The 14,602-nt window shown below is 63.5% G+C and carries 17 protein-coding genes; 10 read left to right on the plus strand and 7 right to left on the minus strand.

All coding sequences use genetic code 11. The features are described 5' to 3' along the window. The first annotated feature begins 59 nt into the window (after positions 1 to 59). Positions 60 to 1,295 carry an alpha/beta fold hydrolase gene (locus ACMHLQ_RS03765; protein WP_415403430.1) on the plus strand — a complete coding sequence of 412 codons (1,236 nt, stop codon included), beginning with the start codon at positions 60 to 62 and terminating at the stop codon, positions 1,293 to 1,295. Positions 1,296 to 1,392: 97 nt separating this feature from the next. Here ACMHLQ_RS03765 and ACMHLQ_RS03770 read toward each other — a convergent pair whose 3' ends face one another. Further along, positions 1,393 to 1,992 carry a biotin transporter BioY gene (locus ACMHLQ_RS03770; protein ID WP_415403431.1) on the minus strand — a complete coding sequence of 200 codons (600 nt, stop codon included), beginning with the start codon at positions 1,990 to 1,992 and terminating at the stop codon, positions 1,393 to 1,395. Between the two features lie 150 nt (positions 1,993 to 2,142). On the opposite strand from ACMHLQ_RS03770, the gene ACMHLQ_RS03775 reads away from it, so the two are divergent. Beyond that, on the plus strand, positions 2,143 to 2,400 hold the full coding sequence (locus tag ACMHLQ_RS03775) for a DUF6455 family protein (RefSeq protein ID WP_415403432.1): 258 nt from the start codon (positions 2,143 to 2,145) through the stop codon (positions 2,398 to 2,400). Here the strand turns inward: ACMHLQ_RS03775 and ACMHLQ_RS03780 are convergent. Together ACMHLQ_RS03780 and ACMHLQ_RS03785 are read right to left on the minus strand one after the other, a co-directional pair. Further along, positions 2,378 to 2,791 (minus strand): DUF6314 family protein, encoded by a 414-nt coding sequence (locus ACMHLQ_RS03780; protein ID WP_415403433.1) that lies wholly within the window; start codon positions 2,789 to 2,791, stop codon positions 2,378 to 2,380. The genes ACMHLQ_RS03775 and ACMHLQ_RS03780 overlap by 23 nt on opposite strands. Beyond that, complete coding sequence (locus tag ACMHLQ_RS03785) at positions 2,781 to 3,113, minus strand: hypothetical protein (protein ID WP_415403434.1); 333 nt, start codon at positions 3,111 to 3,113, stop codon at positions 2,781 to 2,783. The genes ACMHLQ_RS03780 and ACMHLQ_RS03785 overlap by 11 nt, the downstream gene beginning before the upstream one ends. Before the next feature lie 82 nt (positions 3,114 to 3,195). Here ACMHLQ_RS03785 and purB point away from each other — a divergent pair, with 82 nt between their 5' ends. The 6 genes from purB to ACMHLQ_RS03815 all read left to right on the plus strand — a co-directional run bounded on the left by purB (position 3,196) and on the right by ACMHLQ_RS03815 (position 8,642). Next, positions 3,196 to 4,503, plus strand: a complete 1,308-nt coding sequence (purB, locus tag ACMHLQ_RS03790; protein ID WP_415403435.1) for an adenylosuccinate lyase — start codon at positions 3,196 to 3,198, stop codon at positions 4,501 to 4,503. 226 nt (positions 4,504 to 4,729) lie between these two features. Continuing rightward, complete coding sequence (locus ACMHLQ_RS03795) at positions 4,730 to 4,894, plus strand: hypothetical protein (RefSeq protein ID WP_415403436.1); 165 nt, start codon at positions 4,730 to 4,732, stop codon at positions 4,892 to 4,894. Between the two features lie 89 nt (positions 4,895 to 4,983). After that, positions 4,984 to 5,586, plus strand: coding sequence for a tetratricopeptide repeat protein (locus ACMHLQ_RS03800; RefSeq protein WP_415405352.1), 603 nt, complete (start codon positions 4,984 to 4,986; stop codon positions 5,584 to 5,586). 181 nt (positions 5,587 to 5,767) lie between these two features. Further along, positions 5,768 to 6,733: a flagellar motor switch protein FliG gene (locus ACMHLQ_RS03805; protein ID WP_415403437.1), complete on the plus strand. Its 966-nt coding sequence runs from the start codon at positions 5,768 to 5,770 to the stop codon at positions 6,731 to 6,733. 100 nt (positions 6,734 to 6,833) lie between these two features. Beyond that, positions 6,834 to 7,697: a DMT family transporter gene (locus ACMHLQ_RS03810; RefSeq protein WP_415403439.1), complete on the plus strand. Its 864-nt coding sequence runs from the start codon at positions 6,834 to 6,836 to the stop codon at positions 7,695 to 7,697. Between the two features lie 30 nt (positions 7,698 to 7,727). Beyond that, complete coding sequence (locus ACMHLQ_RS03815) at positions 7,728 to 8,642, plus strand: lysophospholipid acyltransferase family protein (RefSeq protein ID WP_415403440.1); 915 nt, start codon at positions 7,728 to 7,730, stop codon at positions 8,640 to 8,642. On the opposite strand, the gene ACMHLQ_RS03820 is transcribed toward ACMHLQ_RS03815, so the two are convergent. Beyond that, positions 8,635 to 9,327: a DUF1223 domain-containing protein gene (locus ACMHLQ_RS03820; protein ID WP_415403441.1), complete on the minus strand. Its 693-nt coding sequence runs from the start codon at positions 9,325 to 9,327 to the stop codon at positions 8,635 to 8,637. The genes ACMHLQ_RS03815 and ACMHLQ_RS03820 overlap by 8 nt on opposite strands. Before the next feature lie 249 nt (positions 9,328 to 9,576). On the opposite strand from ACMHLQ_RS03820, the gene acnA reads away from it, so the two are divergent. Next, entirely contained in the window at positions 9,577 to 12,264 is a 2,688-nt protein-coding gene (acnA, locus tag ACMHLQ_RS03825; protein ID WP_415403442.1) for an aconitate hydratase AcnA, read from the plus strand. Between the two features lie 62 nt (positions 12,265 to 12,326). Next, on the plus strand, positions 12,327 to 13,028 hold the full coding sequence (locus ACMHLQ_RS03830; RefSeq protein WP_415403443.1) for an SDR family NAD(P)-dependent oxidoreductase: 702 nt from the start codon (positions 12,327 to 12,329) through the stop codon (positions 13,026 to 13,028). A gap of 128 nt (positions 13,029 to 13,156) precedes the next feature. On the opposite strand, the gene ACMHLQ_RS03835 is transcribed toward ACMHLQ_RS03830, so the two are convergent. Genes ACMHLQ_RS03835 through ACMHLQ_RS03845 form a run of 3 tightly spaced genes read right to left on the minus strand, consistent with a single transcriptional unit; the run spans position 13,157 to position 14,568 of the window. Further along, on the minus strand, positions 13,157 to 13,696 hold the full coding sequence (locus ACMHLQ_RS03835) for a DsbE family thiol:disulfide interchange protein (protein ID WP_415403444.1): 540 nt from the start codon (positions 13,694 to 13,696) through the stop codon (positions 13,157 to 13,159). Further along, entirely contained in the window at positions 13,689 to 13,844 is a 156-nt protein-coding gene (ccmD, locus tag ACMHLQ_RS03840; protein ID WP_415403445.1) for a heme exporter protein CcmD, read from the minus strand. The genes ACMHLQ_RS03835 and ccmD overlap by 8 nt, the downstream gene beginning before the upstream one ends. Continuing rightward, a complete protein-coding gene (locus tag ACMHLQ_RS03845) occupies positions 13,837 to 14,568 on the minus strand; it encodes a heme ABC transporter permease (protein ID WP_415403446.1) in 732 nt (243 codons plus the stop codon). Before ACMHLQ_RS03845 ends, ccmD begins: the two co-directional genes overlap by 8 nt. Positions 14,569 to 14,602: the final 34 nt, after the last annotated feature.

A 14,602-nucleotide genomic window follows, 5' to 3' on the forward strand; every position in this document is an offset into this window, starting at 1 on the left:
ATCCCCTTCCCTCGGCGCCTGCCAACCCCCATCCTAAAGCGCGAAGGAAGGACCATTTCATGCCCACTGAACGCATCACATTCCCCGGCCACGCAGGCACGCTTGACGCCCGCCTCGATTTGCCCGACGGCCCGCATCTTGCCACGGCTGTGCTGGCCCACTGCTTCACCTGCGGCAAGGACATCCCGGCCGCCCGCCGGATTGCCGCGCGCCTGACGACCCTTGGGATCGCGGTGCTGCGCTTCGACTTCACCGGGCTGGGTCACAGCGAAGGCGAATTTGCCAACACCTCCTTCACCTCCAATGTGCAAGACCTTGAAAAGGCTGTGCAATACCTCAACGAACGGGACATGCCCCCGACCCTGCTGATCGGGCACTCCCTCGGCGGTGCTGCCGTGCTCAAGGCCACGGCGAACCTGCCGCAGATCAAGGCGGTGACCACGCTTGGCGCGCCTTTCGATCCCGGTCATGTGACCCACAACTTTGCCGACGCCCTGCCCGAGATTGCCCAAAACGGCGAGGCCGAAGTGTCCCTCGGTGGCCGGTCGTTCCGCATCGGCAAGACCTTTGTCGATGATGTCGCGCAAGAGGCGCTGGCCCCTGCCATCGCCCGTCTCGGCGCAGCACTGCTGGTATTGCACGCCCCCGGGGATGCAATCGTGAGCATCTCGAATGCCAGTGACATCTTCCTTGCTGCGAAACATCCCAAGAGTTTCGTGACGCTGGACGATGCCGATCACCTGATCACCAAGGCCGAACACGCCGAATATGCCGCCGACATCATCGCCACGTGGTCGCGGAAATACCTCGCCCTGAAACCACCCGCCCCGCCCATCGGCGCCCCCGAAGGGATCGTGCGCAGCGCCGAAGCGGATCCCAAAGGCTTCCTTCAGGACATCACCCACGGCACGCGCCACCACATCCTGGCCGATGAACCGCGCGCCTATGGCGGCACCAACCAGGGCCTGTCGCCCTATGGCCTGCTCTCTGCCGGGCTTGCGGCCTGCACGTCGATGACCATCCGGATGTATGCGCGGCGCAAGGACTGGCCCCTCGATCACGTGGCCGTCGATGTCAGCCACAACAAGGTCCACGCGCAGGATGCGCATACCGGCGCAGGCGACCAGATCGACCAATGGAAACGTCGGATTTCCCTGACGGGCAATCTGGATGAACAGCAACGCCAGCGCCTGCTGGAAATCGCAGACAAATGCCCGGTGCACCGCACGCTGGAACGCACCTCGACCGTGGTGACGGAACTGGCCCCGCTCCAGCCGCAACTGGAAACGACCTGAGGCCGCGCGGGCTCAGGCCCGCCACATGTCCCAAAAATGAAATGAGGCGCGGGCCCTGCACAGGGTCCGCGCCTCTCATTTGGATCGGGTTTGGGTGTCAGCCGCGTGCGCGACCGACCAGGGCCCAGACACCGGGCAGAACCAGCGCTGCCAGCGCCAGCTTGATCGCATCGCCCACAAGGAACGGCGTCAGGCCCCAGGCCAGGATGGGCTGATCCCAGCCATAAAGCTGGCCAAGCCACACCAGGCCCGGCACGTAGATCAGCACATTGCCGATCAGCATCGCCAGCGCCATCCAGACAACCGACCGGTCCCAGCCGCGCTGCGCCAGCGCACCCAGCGCCAGCGTGGCCAGCACATAGCCCACCAGATAGCCGCCCGTGCCGCCCATCATGTAGGTCAGCCCGAATTTTTCGGCCGACGACCCGGCAAAGACGTCAAAGCCCAGCGCGCCGATGATCATGTAGCCAAGGATCGTCACCAGCCCCAGACGCGCGCCATAAGCGGCCCCGATGGTCAGAACGGCGAATGTGCCCATGGTGATCGGCACAGGCCACATCGGCACCTTGATTTTTGCTGCAACTGCGAGAACCGCAATGCCCAGAACCACCAGCACCGCTTGCTTGATCCGCAGGGCCGTGCCCTCATTCGCGCCAAGAACATCGCTCAGCACCTTGTTATTCCACGTCGATTCCATGAGCCCTCACCTACCCAGTCAAAAGAATGGGCATCTTGTGCCAAGACCACAATCTTTCTGCAAGCGCAAAGCGGCTTGATACAGGTCAAGGCGGGCGGCACCCGCCCATGGCATGGGCTTTGCATCGTCTGCAGGAAAAAGGTGGCGCATATGCTTTCCCCCTCAAAACTGGCCCAAAGCGCCGATCTGATGACCGGCATCCTCGACCGGATCGGCAAGACCCTGGTGGCACCGGGCGCGCATGCTAGCCGCGCCAATGCCCAAGCTGCACGCAACATGGTCTACCGATGTGCGGCCTGTCCGGATCAGGACGGATGCCGCCGGCTCCAGGCCACCGCCCTGCACCTCGAACGCCCCCCGCTCTTTTGCACCAATGCCGAACGCCTCATGGCGCTGCCCGACGTGTGAACAGGCTGGTCATCCTGTAGGCCTTGCGCGGCCCCTTGACCGTCCACGTGACCTCAAACACGGGCCAGCGGGCAAAGTCATAGTCAACGACATATGTATCGGGGTCACAAAAGTGCTGCGCCCGCCCGCCCGTCGTCGGTACGTTGTGAAAAAACCGCCCGTCCTCGAAATAGACGGCCATGTCGGCGGCCCAGCGGTACCGCCGCTCCGCACGCATGGGCGTGGCCCCCGCGACCCGCAGCATACCGCTTTCGGCATAGGCCAGATCGGCCCCCTCCCAGCGCCACACCCCTTCCCCTTCAAATCGCGCGGGCGCGCCCTGCGCGGGGATGATGTCGCGCTCGATGCGCCAGGTGCCTTCGAAATCGGCCAGGACACGCTCAGTCGGCATACACCGCCTCGGTGATATCTTCGCCTTCTCCCACAAACCGCAAGCGGTCGCCCGCACGGTCCATCCGGTAGCAGGCCCAAAGATCATTGGGCGGCCACTGGCTGCAATAGCGATCCGCCTCGACGCGCCAGTATCCCCAGCTTTCGCGCCCCTTGTGCACATAGAGCGTGCGGCCAGAGGCGCGGAAATCCTGCGTGGTGTCCGGATAGGCCAGCATGCGCCCGGTCAGGGCGGCCGCGATCTCCTCTCCCGACAGGGGCACCCAGTCTGCGGCGACCAACGGCTGGGCCAGAACGGCAAAGAGCAGGGCAAAGCGTCTCATCTTGGGGCCTTCATCTTGTCGTGTCAGTCCGCGCAGTCTAAGAGCGCGGTGAAAAATCCGACAGTCACAAAAAGGTGCCGCCATGATCCCCCGCTATTCCCGCCCCGACATGGTCGCCCTCTGGGAGCCCGCAACCAAGTTCCGCATCTGGTACGAGATCGAGGCCCATGCCTGCGACGCGATGGCCGATCTGGGCGTGATCCCGCGCGAGAACGCCGAGGCGGTCTGGAAAGCCAAGGACGTGGAATTCGACGTCGCCCGCATCGACGAGATCGAGGCCGTGACCAAGCACGACGTGATCGCCTTTCTGACGCATCTGGCCGAACATGTGGGCAGCGACGAGGCTCGCTTTGTCCATCAGGGCATGACGTCCTCGGACGTGCTCGATACCTGTTTCAACGTGCAACTGACCCGCGCGGCCGACATCCTCATCGCCGATCTCGAAGGGTTGCTGGCCGCCCTCAAGCGTCGCGCGATCGAGCACAAGGACACCGTTCGGATCGGGCGCAGCCACGGCATCCACGCCGAGCCCACGACCATGGGGCTGACCTTTGCCCGCTTCTACGCCGAGATGGACCGCAACCTGTCCCGCATGCGCGATGCACGGGCCGAGATTGCGACCGGCGCGATCTCGGGCGCTGTCGGCACATTCGCCAATGTCGATCCTGCGGTGGAGGAACATGTGTGCAACAAGCTTGGCCTCGTCCCCGAACCCATCAGCACGCAGGTGATCCCGCGCGACCGCCACGCGGCCTTCTTTGCCACGCTCGGCGTGATCGCCAGCAGCATCGAAAACATCGCCGTCGAAATCCGGCACATGCAGCGCACCGAAGTGCTGGAAGGGGCCGAATTCTTCTCGATGGGGCAAAAGGGCTCCTCCGCAATGCCGCACAAGAAGAACCCCGTGCTGACCGAGAACCTGACAGGGCTGGCGCGCATGGTGCGCGCGGCCGTGATCCCGGCGATGGAGAACGTCGCGCTCTGGCACGAACGCGACATCAGCCATTCCTCGGTCGAGCGCATGATCGGGCCGGATGCGACCATCACCCTCGACTTTGCGCTGGCGCGTCTGACCGGTGTGGTCGACAAGATGCTGATTTTCCCCGAGAACATGCTGGAGAACATGAACAAGTTCCCTGGCCTGGTAATGAGCCAGCGCGTTCTGCTTGCGCTGACCCAAGCCGGGGTCAGCCGTGAGGATGCGTATGCTTACGTGCAGCGCAACGCGCTGAAAGTCTGGGAACACCGTACGGACTTCAAGGAAGAGTTGCTGGCGGATGCGGATGTGACGGCTGCCCTCAGCCCGGCCGAGATCGAAGAGAAGTTCGACCTTGGTTATCACACCAAACATGTCGACACGATCTTTGCCCGCGTGTTTGGCGACGACTGAACGCGGGGAGGCGGACGACACGTCCGCCTTACGTAACGCACCGCCTGACCGGTAGGGCGCATCTGGGTGCGCTCTGCACCGCATCAACACCAGTGCCTTTTGCCCGGAAGCCGCCCAACCAAGTGGCAGTAAGGCGCATCAAGATGCGCCTTACGGGTGAAATCGTTTTGCTGCGGGCCGCATTTGCCCTACCCTTACGTCACCCGATGAAAAAAGGAGACGACAGATGACGACCAAGACCCTCGCCGTGGCGCTGGCCCTCACCCTCGCCCCCACCCTCGGCCTTGCCATGGGCTGCAACTATGACAAGCACGAACAGCAGGCCATGTCCTGTGCCGCAGGCACCACATACGACGCCGGCACAAACACCTGTGTGGCCACCACAGGCTGACCTCACGATTTCGTGATCGCATAAAGGCAGGACGCGTCGGGTTACCTCACTATCCTAACCCCAACGCGTTCAACCGGAGACCCGATATGCTGCGTACCCTGATCCTGACCACCGCCCTGACACTGCCCCTTGCGCTGCCCACCGCGGGTCTTGCCGCAGGCGGCGACAACACGTCCAAACCCCAGAAAACCGAAACCACCAAGAATTGCTTTCAGGCCCGTCAATGGGATCCCGAAACCAAGAAATACGTCCGCTTCTCCCAGCCTGTGAACGGCGTTTGGGATGCCAATATCAGCAAATGCGTCCGCCCCGACAAAACCTCGCATCTGGACAGCGACACGCTTTATAAGGCCGTGCGCGAACTGGCCTATGCGGGCCGCTACCAGGATGCGATCAAGGTGCTCGACCAGATGCCCGATCAGCTGGACGACCGCGTGCTGACCTATCGCGGCTTCACCGCGCGCAAGCTCGGTGACCTCGAACTGGCAAATGTTTATTACGAACAAGCGCTTGAGGTGAACCCTGACAACATCCTCGCCCGCTCTTACATGGGCCAGGGCAAGGTCGTCGCGGGTGACAAGGTCGCCGCTCTGACGCAGCTGCGCGAGATCCAGGCGCGCGGGGGTGCAGGCACCTGGGCCGAAGCCTCGCTGCGCTCCGCCCTCGAAACAGGGACAACCTACAGCTACTGACGCTGAATGCGGTCGGGGTTGAGGGTTTCTCAACCATTGCCTGCCAGAACGAACACGCACAGTTTGTTAAGGCAGGACATGACCGACTTGGTACCTATGTCCGCCGCCCCTGCCGCGTTGCAGTCGGGCGGCGGTTCTCTTCGCGCACCGCCCCCTCAGCCGCCGCGCCAAGGCGGCCATCGTGGTGCGCCTCTTGCTGAACGAGGGCGCGGATATCCCGCTCGAGGAATTGCCCGAAGAGTTGCAGGCCCACCTGACCAAGGCCATGGGCAACATGCGCGTGGTCGATCGCGACACGCTGCATGACGTCGTGGGCGAATTTGCCGAAGAGGTTGAGCGGATCGGCCTCAGCTTTCCCGGCGGCATGGCCGGTGCGCTGAGCGCGCTGGATGGCAAGATCAGCCCGCAAACTGCCGCGCGCCTGCGCAAGGAAGCAGGGGTGCGCGAGGCGGGCGACCCTTGGAAGCGCATCCGCGAAATGGGCCCCGACACCCTGCTGCCGGTGCTGGAAGAGGAAAGCATCGAAATCGCCGCCGTCATGCTGTCCAAGCTCGATGTGTCCAAGGCTGCCGAACTTCTTGGCAAGCTGCCCGGCCCCCGCGCGCGCCAGATCACCTATGCCGTGTCCATGACCGAGGCGGTGACGCCGGACGCTGTCGAACGCATCGGCCTGTCCCTCGCCAGCCAGCTTGACGCCCGTCCGGTGCGCGCCTTCAACGACGGCCCCGTGCAGCGCGTCGGTGCGATCCTGAACTCGAGCACGACAAACACGCGCGACGACATGCTGGCGGGCCTCGATGAAACGGATGAGGGGTTTGCCAACGCCGTGCGCAAGGCGATCTTTACCTTCGCCAACATCCCCACCCGCATCGCACCGCGCGACGTGCCCCGCATCCTGCGCGACATCGACCAGGAACAGCTGGTGATCGCCCTGGCGGGTGCCCCGTCCATGGGGATGGAGGCGAGTGTCGACTTCATCCTCAGCAACATGTCCGCGCGTCTCGGCGATCAGCTGCGCGAAGAGATGTCAGAGGCAGGCACACCCAAACCGGCAGAGATCGACGCAGCCATGGCCAGCGTCGTGTCCACCATCCGCACAATGGAAGCGGCAGGGGACTTGATGCTGGTAAACGAAGACGAGGCATAAGGCACCCCCACAGGCCGCGGAAACACGCGCCTGCGGGGAGGTCACGCGCACTCAATCACGTCCATTCCCTTCCGCACGCAAACAGTCTAAGGCCATGGGCATGACCCAAGCCGCCGCCGTACCTGCCCGTGCCATCCTGTTGGCGATTGCGGCCATTTTCTGCTTTGGGATCATGGACATCTCGGTCAAGGCTGTCTCTCCCTTCACCGGGCCGATCCCGGCGCTTTGGGCGCGCTATGCGGGCCAGATGCTGATCGTCCTGGTCCTCGTGGCCCCGCGCCTGCGCAGCGTTGCGCACAGCCAGTACCCCAAACTGCAAGTCGCCCGCTCGGTTCTGCTGATGCTGGCGACCTTCTTCTTTTTCCTCGCGCTGGGGCGCATCGGTCTGGCCGAGGCGACGGCGGTCATGTCGATGAACCCCCTGCTCATCACCCTTGGCGGTGCGCTCTTCCTGGGCGAAGCGCTTGGCCCAAGGCGCATCATCGCCATCCTGATCGCCCTGATCGGGGCGCTGATCGTGATCCGCCCCGGCTCGGACGTGTTTCAGGCCGCCAGCCTGCTGCCGCTCATCGCGGCCTTCTGCTTTGCCTCCTACACGCTGATCACACGCCGCCTCGGCCCGGACGAAGACGTATGGACATCGCTGTTCTACACCGGCCTCGTCGGCTCGGTCATCCTCACGGCCATCGTGCCTTTCCACCTCGCGCCGCTTAAACCCACCGCCATCGCACTGCTCTGCGTGATCGGGGCTGCGGGCACTTTGGGCCAGCTGATGCTGATCCGCGCGCTGTCCATGGCCGAGGCCGGGATGCTTGCACCCTTCAACTACTCGGGCCTCGTCTTTGCGGTGATCTGGGGGGTCGTCCTGTTCGGCGAGGTGCCGGATGCGCTGACAGTGCTCGGCGCGCTTGTGATCGCGGGTGCAGGGATTTATGTCTGGCACCGAGAGACGCGCGTCACCTAGCGCCCCGACCAGCACAGGCCTGCCCGCATAATGCGAAAAGATCCCGACGACCTGTCCCCTCTTGCCAAGGCCGGATACCTGGCAACGAATGCGCTGGCGCGGACCTGTATCGGCACGGCGCTGGCCCTGCCTTACCGGTGGCGGGTGCCCTTCATGGGCTGGATCCTCAGCCGCCTGATCGGGCCGGCCGCCGGTTTCTTGCGCCGCGCCGAGGCACATGTGGCCCATGTCTTTCCCCACCTGCCCCACGCTGAACACCGGCGCATTGCGTATGCGAGCCTCGACAACGCGGGGCGGACCCTGATCGAGAATTACTCGACCCGCACGTTGCTGGATCGCCAGAAAGGGGCACAGATCGACGGCCCCGGATTGGCCGCGATGACGCAAGCCGCCGCCAACGGGCAACCGGTGATCCTGGTGACGGGCCATTTCGGCAATTACGAGGCGCTGCGCGCAGCCCTTGTCGGGCAGGGTTTCGATGTGGGCGGCCTCTACCGCGACATGTCGAACCCCTATTTCAACGCCCATTACGTGCGCACGATGCAGGCCTTTGGCGGCCCCGTCTTTGCCCAGGGGCGCAAAGGCACGGCGGGCTTCGTGCGTCACCTCAAGGCCGGTGGGCAGCTGGTCCTGCTCTTTGACCAGCACGTGCAACGCGCCCCGATCCTAGACTTTCTCGGGCACCCCGCGCGCACCGCCGTGTCCGCCGCCGAGCTTGCGTTGCGCTATGACGCGCTGCTGATCCCGTTTTACGGCATCCGCACAGGCGACGGGTTGGATTTTGAGTGTGTGATGGAGGCGCCGATCCCGCATTCGGATCCGGAAACCATGACCCAGGCCATGAATGACAGTATCGGCGCGCGCATCCGGGCAAATCCCGAACAGTGGCTGTGGGTTGCGCGGCGCTGGCGCACCGACGAACCCTACCCCGAAGATTTTACTTGATCTGAGCCGCCGCGAGGATCGGCCCCGTGCGCCCTTCCTGGATCATCACGACCAGCGGATGCTCTCCCTTGGCCTGCGCCTCAAGCGCCAGTTCGGTCACCCCGTCCCATTCCTGCAGGATTTTCCAGTCCTCGGTGACATTGGCATAGGTCAGCGTGTGGCCCGCATTCTCGCCGCGCGTGATCTTGGCCGTACGGCTGGGCTGATAGCGTACCATGTGCACCAGCAGGGGCGCACCGCGATGCGCCGTCGTGGCCGAGATCGACACCACATCCCCCGCCCGCGTCACATCCAGCGCGACAACCGGCGGTTTGGCGGCATGTTCCGAGATCGCCTTGGACAACTCCATGGGCCGCGCGCCGACAATATCCGTGGTGCCGTTGATGATCATCTGCGGCGTGTAGACCGACCGCCGCCCCGCCTCGATCGCATAGCCGCGCTGGCGCTTGGAATAGTTCGGATCGGCGAATTCATCCTTCCACCCGATGTAATCCCAGTAATCCACGTGCAGGGCCAGCGCGATCACGTCGTCGCGCTGTGCAAGATCATGCATCAGCTTGTCGGCGGGCGGGCAGGACGAACACCCTTGCGAGGTGAACAGTTCGACCACAACGGGGGATTGGGCCTGGGCCGGTGCGCTCAGCGCGGTGACGGCCCCGAGGACCAGGGGAATCAGATGTTTCATAAGGGTGCGCGCCATCAGTTGAGTGGGTCAGAGTCGGGTGCTGACAACACATATGCAAGCCGCATCCGCTGCGCCAATCAAGGTTTGTTGAGCAGTTATGTCAGTTCGATCACGTCTTTGCGTTCGCAAATTGTACACCATGGTATACAAAAACGTCGCAGGACCCCCAATTGCGGTTGATCGAACGCACCGCTTGGGGCATGACGCATGCAAACCGATGCCCCATCCGCCATAGGAAAGGAATTCCCCATGCCCATCACCGTTGGTCACGACACAGCCAAGACGCGCAAGACGCTGACCGTTGGCGATCAGTCCATTGCATACTACTCGATTCCCGCCGCGACCGCAGCCGGTCTGGGCGATTTTGCCAACCTGCCCGCCGCGCTCAAGGTGGTGCTGGAAAACATGCTGCGCTTCGAGGATGACAAGACGGTCACCGTCGACGACATCAAGGCCTTTGCCGAATGGGGCGCCAAGGGTGGCAAGAACCCCCGCGAAATCGCCTACCGCCCGGCTCGGGTGCTGATGCAGGACTTTACAGGCGTGCCCGCGGTCGTGGACCTTGCCGCCATGCGCGACGGCCTCGTGGCATTGGGTGGTGATCCGGAAAAGATCAACCCGCTGAACCCCGTCGATCTGGTCATCGACCACTCCGTCATGATCGACGAATTCGGCAATCCCCGCGCCTTCCAGATGAACGTGGACCGCGAATACGAGCGCAACATGGAGCGTTACACCTTCCTCAAATGGGGCCAGTCCGCGTTTAACAACTTCCGCGTCGTGCCCCCCGGCACCGGCATCTGCCACCAGGTGAACCTCGAATATCTCGCCCAAACCGTCTGGACCGATGCGGACCAGAACGGCGAACAGGTCGCCTATCCCGACACGCTGGTAGGCACCGACAGCCACACCACCATGGTCAACGGCGCCGCCGTTCTGGGCTGGGGCGTCGGCGGCATCGAGGCCGAGGCCGCCATGCTGGGCCAGCCGATTTCCATGCTGATCCCCGAAGTCGTCGGGTTCGAGCTGACAGGCTCCATGATGGAAGGCACCACAGGCACCGACCTCGTCCTGAAAGTGGTCGAGATGCTGCGCGCCAAGGGCGTCGTGGGCAAATTCGTGGAATTCTACGGCGAGGGCCTGAACCGCCTGCCGCTGGCCGACCGCGCCACCATCGCCAACATGGCCCCGGAATACGGCGCCACTTGCGGTTTCTTCCCCATCGACGACGAAACCCTGCGCTACCTGCGCAACACCGGCCGGGATGAGGACCGTATCGCGCTGGTCGAGGCCTATGCCAAGGAAAACGGCTTCTGGCGCGGCGACGATTACGCCCCGATCTACACCGACACGCTGCACCTCGACATGGGAACCATCGTGCCCGCCATCTCCGGCCCCAAACGCCCGCAGGACTACGTGGCCCTCACAGACGCCAAAACCGCCTTCCACAAGGAAATGGAAGAGACGTTCAAGCGCCCCATGGGCAAGGAAGTCGCGGTCGAGGGCGAAGATTACACCATGGAATCCGGCAAGGTCGTGATCGCCTCGATCACCTCCTGCACCAACACCTCGAACCCCTACGTGATGATCGGCGCAGGCCTCGTGGCCCGCAAAGCGGCAGAGCTGGGTCTGGACCGCAAACCATGGGTCAAGACCTCGCTGGCACCCGGCTCTCAAGTGGTTTCCGCCTATCTCGAGGCCGCGGGGCTGCAGGACGATCTGGACAAGATCGGCTTCAACCTCGTTGGCTACGGCTGCACCACCTGCATTGGCAACTCCGGCCCGCTGCAACCGGAAATCTCCTCGGCCATCGCCGAAGGTGATCTGGTCGCCACCGCCGTCCTGTCCGGCAACCGCAACTTCGAAGGGCGGATTTCCCCCGATGTGCGCGCCAACTACCTCGCCTCGCCCCCGCTCGTGGTGGCCTACGCGCTGGCCGGCACGCTCGACATCAACCTCGCCTCCGACCCCATCGGCCAGGACAAGGACGGCAACGATGTCTTCCTGAAAGACATCTGGCCCTCGTCCCAGGAAGTCGCCGAACTGGTCGAGGCAACAGTGACGCGCGAGGCGTTCCAGACCAAGTACGCGGACGTCTTCAAGGGCGATGAAAAATGGCAGGGCGTGGAAACCACCGACCAGAAAACCTATGACTGGCCGCCCACCTCGACCTACGTGCAAAACCCGCCCTACTTCCAGGGCATGTCGCCCGAACCGGGCGTGATCACCAATATCGAGGACGCCAAAGTGCTGGCCATCCTCGGCGACATGATCACCACCGACCACATCTCGCCCGCAGGCTCGTTCAAGGAAAGCACACCCGCAGGCCGCTACCTCACCGAACGGCAGGTCGCCCCGCGCGAGTTCAACTCCTACGGCTCGCGTCGCGGCAACCACGAGATCATGATGCGCGGCACCTTCGCCAACATCCGCATCAAGAACGAGATGCTGGACGGCGTCGAAGGCGGCTACACCAAGGGCCCGGACGGAGAACAGACCTCGATCTTTGACGCGGCCATGGCGCATCAGGACGCGGGCACACCGCTGGTGATCTTCGGGGGCGAACAATACGGCGCCGGATCGTCGCGCGACTGGGCGGCCAAGGGCACGGCGCTGCTGGGCGTCAAGGCTGTCATTGCGGAATCCTTCGAACGCATCCATCGTTCCAACCTCGTCGGCATGGGCGTCATCCCGTTCGAATTCACAAACGGCGACACGCGCAAGAAACTCGGCCTCACAGGCGAAGAAACGGTCAGCATCAGTGGCCTCGACACCATCCAGCCACTGCAAGAGGTGCCCTGCACCATCACGTTTGCAGACGGCACGGTGAAAGAGATCATGCTGAAATGCCGGATCGATACCGCGATCGAGATTGAATACATCGAACATGGCGGCGTTCTGCACTACGTGCTGCGCAACCTTGCATCCGCCGCCTAAAGCGGGTGTGATACCACCAGAACGGGCGCCCCTCGGGGCGCCCTTTTTGTTGGGAGAAGCCGATGAAAACCGCACTCGTCACCGGCGCCGCCCGCGGATTGGGCCGCGCCATCGCCGTCGATCTGGCACAGGATCACCAGGTCGCCATCACCTGTAACAGCACCGCGCCGGACACGCTTTTGCAGGACTGCCCCGGCATCCATGCCATTCAGGCCGATCTGTCAGACCCGGACGCGGCACAAGGCGTCATCGACCAGACCATCGACCGGTTCGGACGGCTCGATGTGCTGGTGAACAACGCAGGCGCCATCGCCCCGAATGCCGTGGACAGCACCGGTTTTTCCGACATCAGGACAACCTTCGACGTCAACGTGATCGCCCCCATGGCGCTGCTCGCCGCCGCCCTGCCCCATCTGCAAGCCGGCGCAACGGTGATCAACATCTCGTCCACCAACGCCACCCTGCCCGCCATGGGCGCCTCGGCCTATTCCGCCAGCAAGGCCGCGCTCAACACCTGGACCCGCGCCATGGCCAAGGAACTGGGGCCAAAAGGCATCCGCGTGAACGCCGTCGCCCCCGGCGCCACCGAAAGACCTGAAAGCCCGCGCCCGGACGACCTGATCAAACTCTTTGTAGACATGACGGCACTGGGCCGGATCGGCCAGCCCGAAGACATCGCAAACGCCGTGCGCTTCCTCGCCTCGGGCGCCGCCAGCTTCATCACCGGCGAGGTCCTGAACGTGAACGGCGGCTACCGCCTCTGACCCATCTTCATTGTTCGAAAAAATATGCCCGCCGGAGGCACCCAACAGCAGACGCGCACACCTCCAGAGATGTTGTACTCAGTCAGAAGAAACAGGGCGGATCAAGAATAGCGTGCGCCGCAAGGCGCTCAATTTGACAGCGCCTTGTTCAGTTCAGGCAGGAACCGCTGTTCATAATCCGACCCAACCAGCGGCCCGATATAGCGAAACAGCACCGTCCCCTCGCCATCCAGAATGAAGGTCTCGGGCGGGGCCGTCACCCCCCAGTCAATGGCCGACCGCCCCTGCGGATCAAAGGCCACTGCGACGAAAGGATTGCCATCCTCGGTCAGATACTTGACCGCAGGCCCCTCGGTATCGCGAAAATTCACGCCCACAATCGACACCCCGTCCGCCGCCATCTCCAGCAGCTTGGGATGCTCGGCACGGCACGGCGGACACCACGAGGCCCAGAAATTCACAACAGTCACCTCCCCCGTCGCCAGCGTCTCGGGCCTCACGCCCGGGAAATCACCCAGCGTCGCCTCGGTCAATTCAGGCGCAGGCCCACCCACACGGGTCGAGGGCAACTCGTTGGGATTGTCGCGAAACATGCCCACGGCAGCCATGGCAACAAACGCGGCAAAAATCCCCACCGGGGCCAGCATCAGGGGCGATACCTTAGCCATCCCGCCCACTCCGCTTTTCCACCGCATCCATCTCCGCCCGCACCCGGCGCCCACGCCACAGGCTCAGGGCAACGATGGCGACCAGCAGCACAATCGACACCGCATAGGCCGACAGAACCGCATCCGCATATTTCCCCAGATCAGGCAACGCGCGCCTCCCGTGCGATCAGGGCGCGTGTCCGCCGCACCCGGATTTCAGTGCCCGTGCGGTAGAGCACAAGCGCCAGAAACAGCAGGACAAAGCCCGCAATGCACACCAGCAATGGCTGATAAAACACATCCGCCACGTTCTCTTCCTTGTCGAGCGACAGCGACGCCCCCTGATGCAGCCCCTGATTCCAGAAGTTGACGGCATAGCGGCTGAGCACGGCAAAGACGGTGCCGACCAGACACAGGATCGACGTCAGATCCGCCGCCGTATCCGGATCCTCGATCGCCTCCCACAAGGCGATATAGCCAAGGTAGAACAGGAACAGGATCAAAAACGAGGTCAGGCGCGGATCCCACGCCCACCACGTCCCCCACATCGGCTGCCCCCAGATCGCCCCGGTAAAAAGCGCAATCAGCGTCATCACCACCCCCACAGGGGCCGCTGCCCGCGCTGCGAGGGCCGAGACGTGATGGCGCCGCACGATCCAGATGAGCGAGGCCACCAACATCATGAACCACGCATTGATCGCCATCAGAGCGCTCGGCACATGCAGGTAAATGATCTTGACGGTAGACCCTTGCCGGAAATCATCCGGGGTAAAGAAAAACCCCCAGACAAGGCCCACGACCAGGCACACCGCCGCCAGGCCCCAAAGCCACGGCAGCACCCGCTCGCTCAGGCCCAAGAACTTGACCGGATTGGCATATTCCCAAAGTGACATGGCTGTTTTCTATCCCCCCACTGACCGGCCCGCA

It is taken from the genome of Tateyamaria algicola (genome assembly GCF_047715485.1).
Taxonomy (GTDB): Bacteria; Pseudomonadota; Alphaproteobacteria; order Rhodobacterales; family Rhodobacteraceae; genus Tateyamaria.

Bases quoted from the DNA above. Each gene is read 5' to 3' on its own strand.
- ACMHLQ_RS03835 (WP_415403444.1), bottom strand. From the start codon at position 13,696: ATGGCTAAGGTATCGCCCCTGATGCTGGCCCCGGTGGGGATTTTTGCC.
- ACMHLQ_RS03780 (WP_415403433.1), bottom strand. From the start codon at position 2,791: ATGCCGACTGAGCGTGTCCTGGCCGATTTCGAAGGCACCTGGCGCATC.
- acnA (WP_415403442.1), top strand. From the start codon at position 9,577: ATGCCCATCACCGTTGGTCACGACACAGCCAAGACGCGCAAGACGCTG.
- ACMHLQ_RS03785 (WP_415403434.1), bottom strand. From the start codon at position 3,113: ATGAGACGCTTTGCCCTGCTCTTTGCCGTTCTGGCCCAGCCGTTGGTC.
- ACMHLQ_RS03775 (WP_415403432.1), top strand. From the start codon at position 2,143: ATGCTTTCCCCCTCAAAACTGGCCCAAAGCGCCGATCTGATGACCGGC.
- purB (WP_415403435.1), top strand. From the start codon at position 3,196: ATGATCCCCCGCTATTCCCGCCCCGACATGGTCGCCCTCTGGGAGCCC.
- ACMHLQ_RS03845 (WP_415403446.1), bottom strand. From the start codon at position 14,568: ATGTCACTTTGGGAATATGCCAATCCGGTCAAGTTCTTGGGCCTGAGC.
- ACMHLQ_RS03830 (WP_415403443.1), top strand. From the start codon at position 12,327: ATGAAAACCGCACTCGTCACCGGCGCCGCCCGCGGATTGGGCCGCGCC.
- ACMHLQ_RS03765 (WP_415403430.1), top strand. From the start codon at position 60: ATGCCCACTGAACGCATCACATTCCCCGGCCACGCAGGCACGCTTGAC.
- ACMHLQ_RS03795 (WP_415403436.1), top strand. From the start codon at position 4,730: ATGACGACCAAGACCCTCGCCGTGGCGCTGGCCCTCACCCTCGCCCCC.
- ACMHLQ_RS03815 (WP_415403440.1), top strand. From the start codon at position 7,728: ATGCGAAAAGATCCCGACGACCTGTCCCCTCTTGCCAAGGCCGGATAC.
- ACMHLQ_RS03810 (WP_415403439.1), top strand. From the start codon at position 6,834: ATGACCCAAGCCGCCGCCGTACCTGCCCGTGCCATCCTGTTGGCGATT.
- ACMHLQ_RS03820 (WP_415403441.1), bottom strand. From the start codon at position 9,327: ATGAAACATCTGATTCCCCTGGTCCTCGGGGCCGTCACCGCGCTGAGC.
- ACMHLQ_RS03770 (WP_415403431.1), bottom strand. From the start codon at position 1,992: ATGGAATCGACGTGGAATAACAAGGTGCTGAGCGATGTTCTTGGCGCG.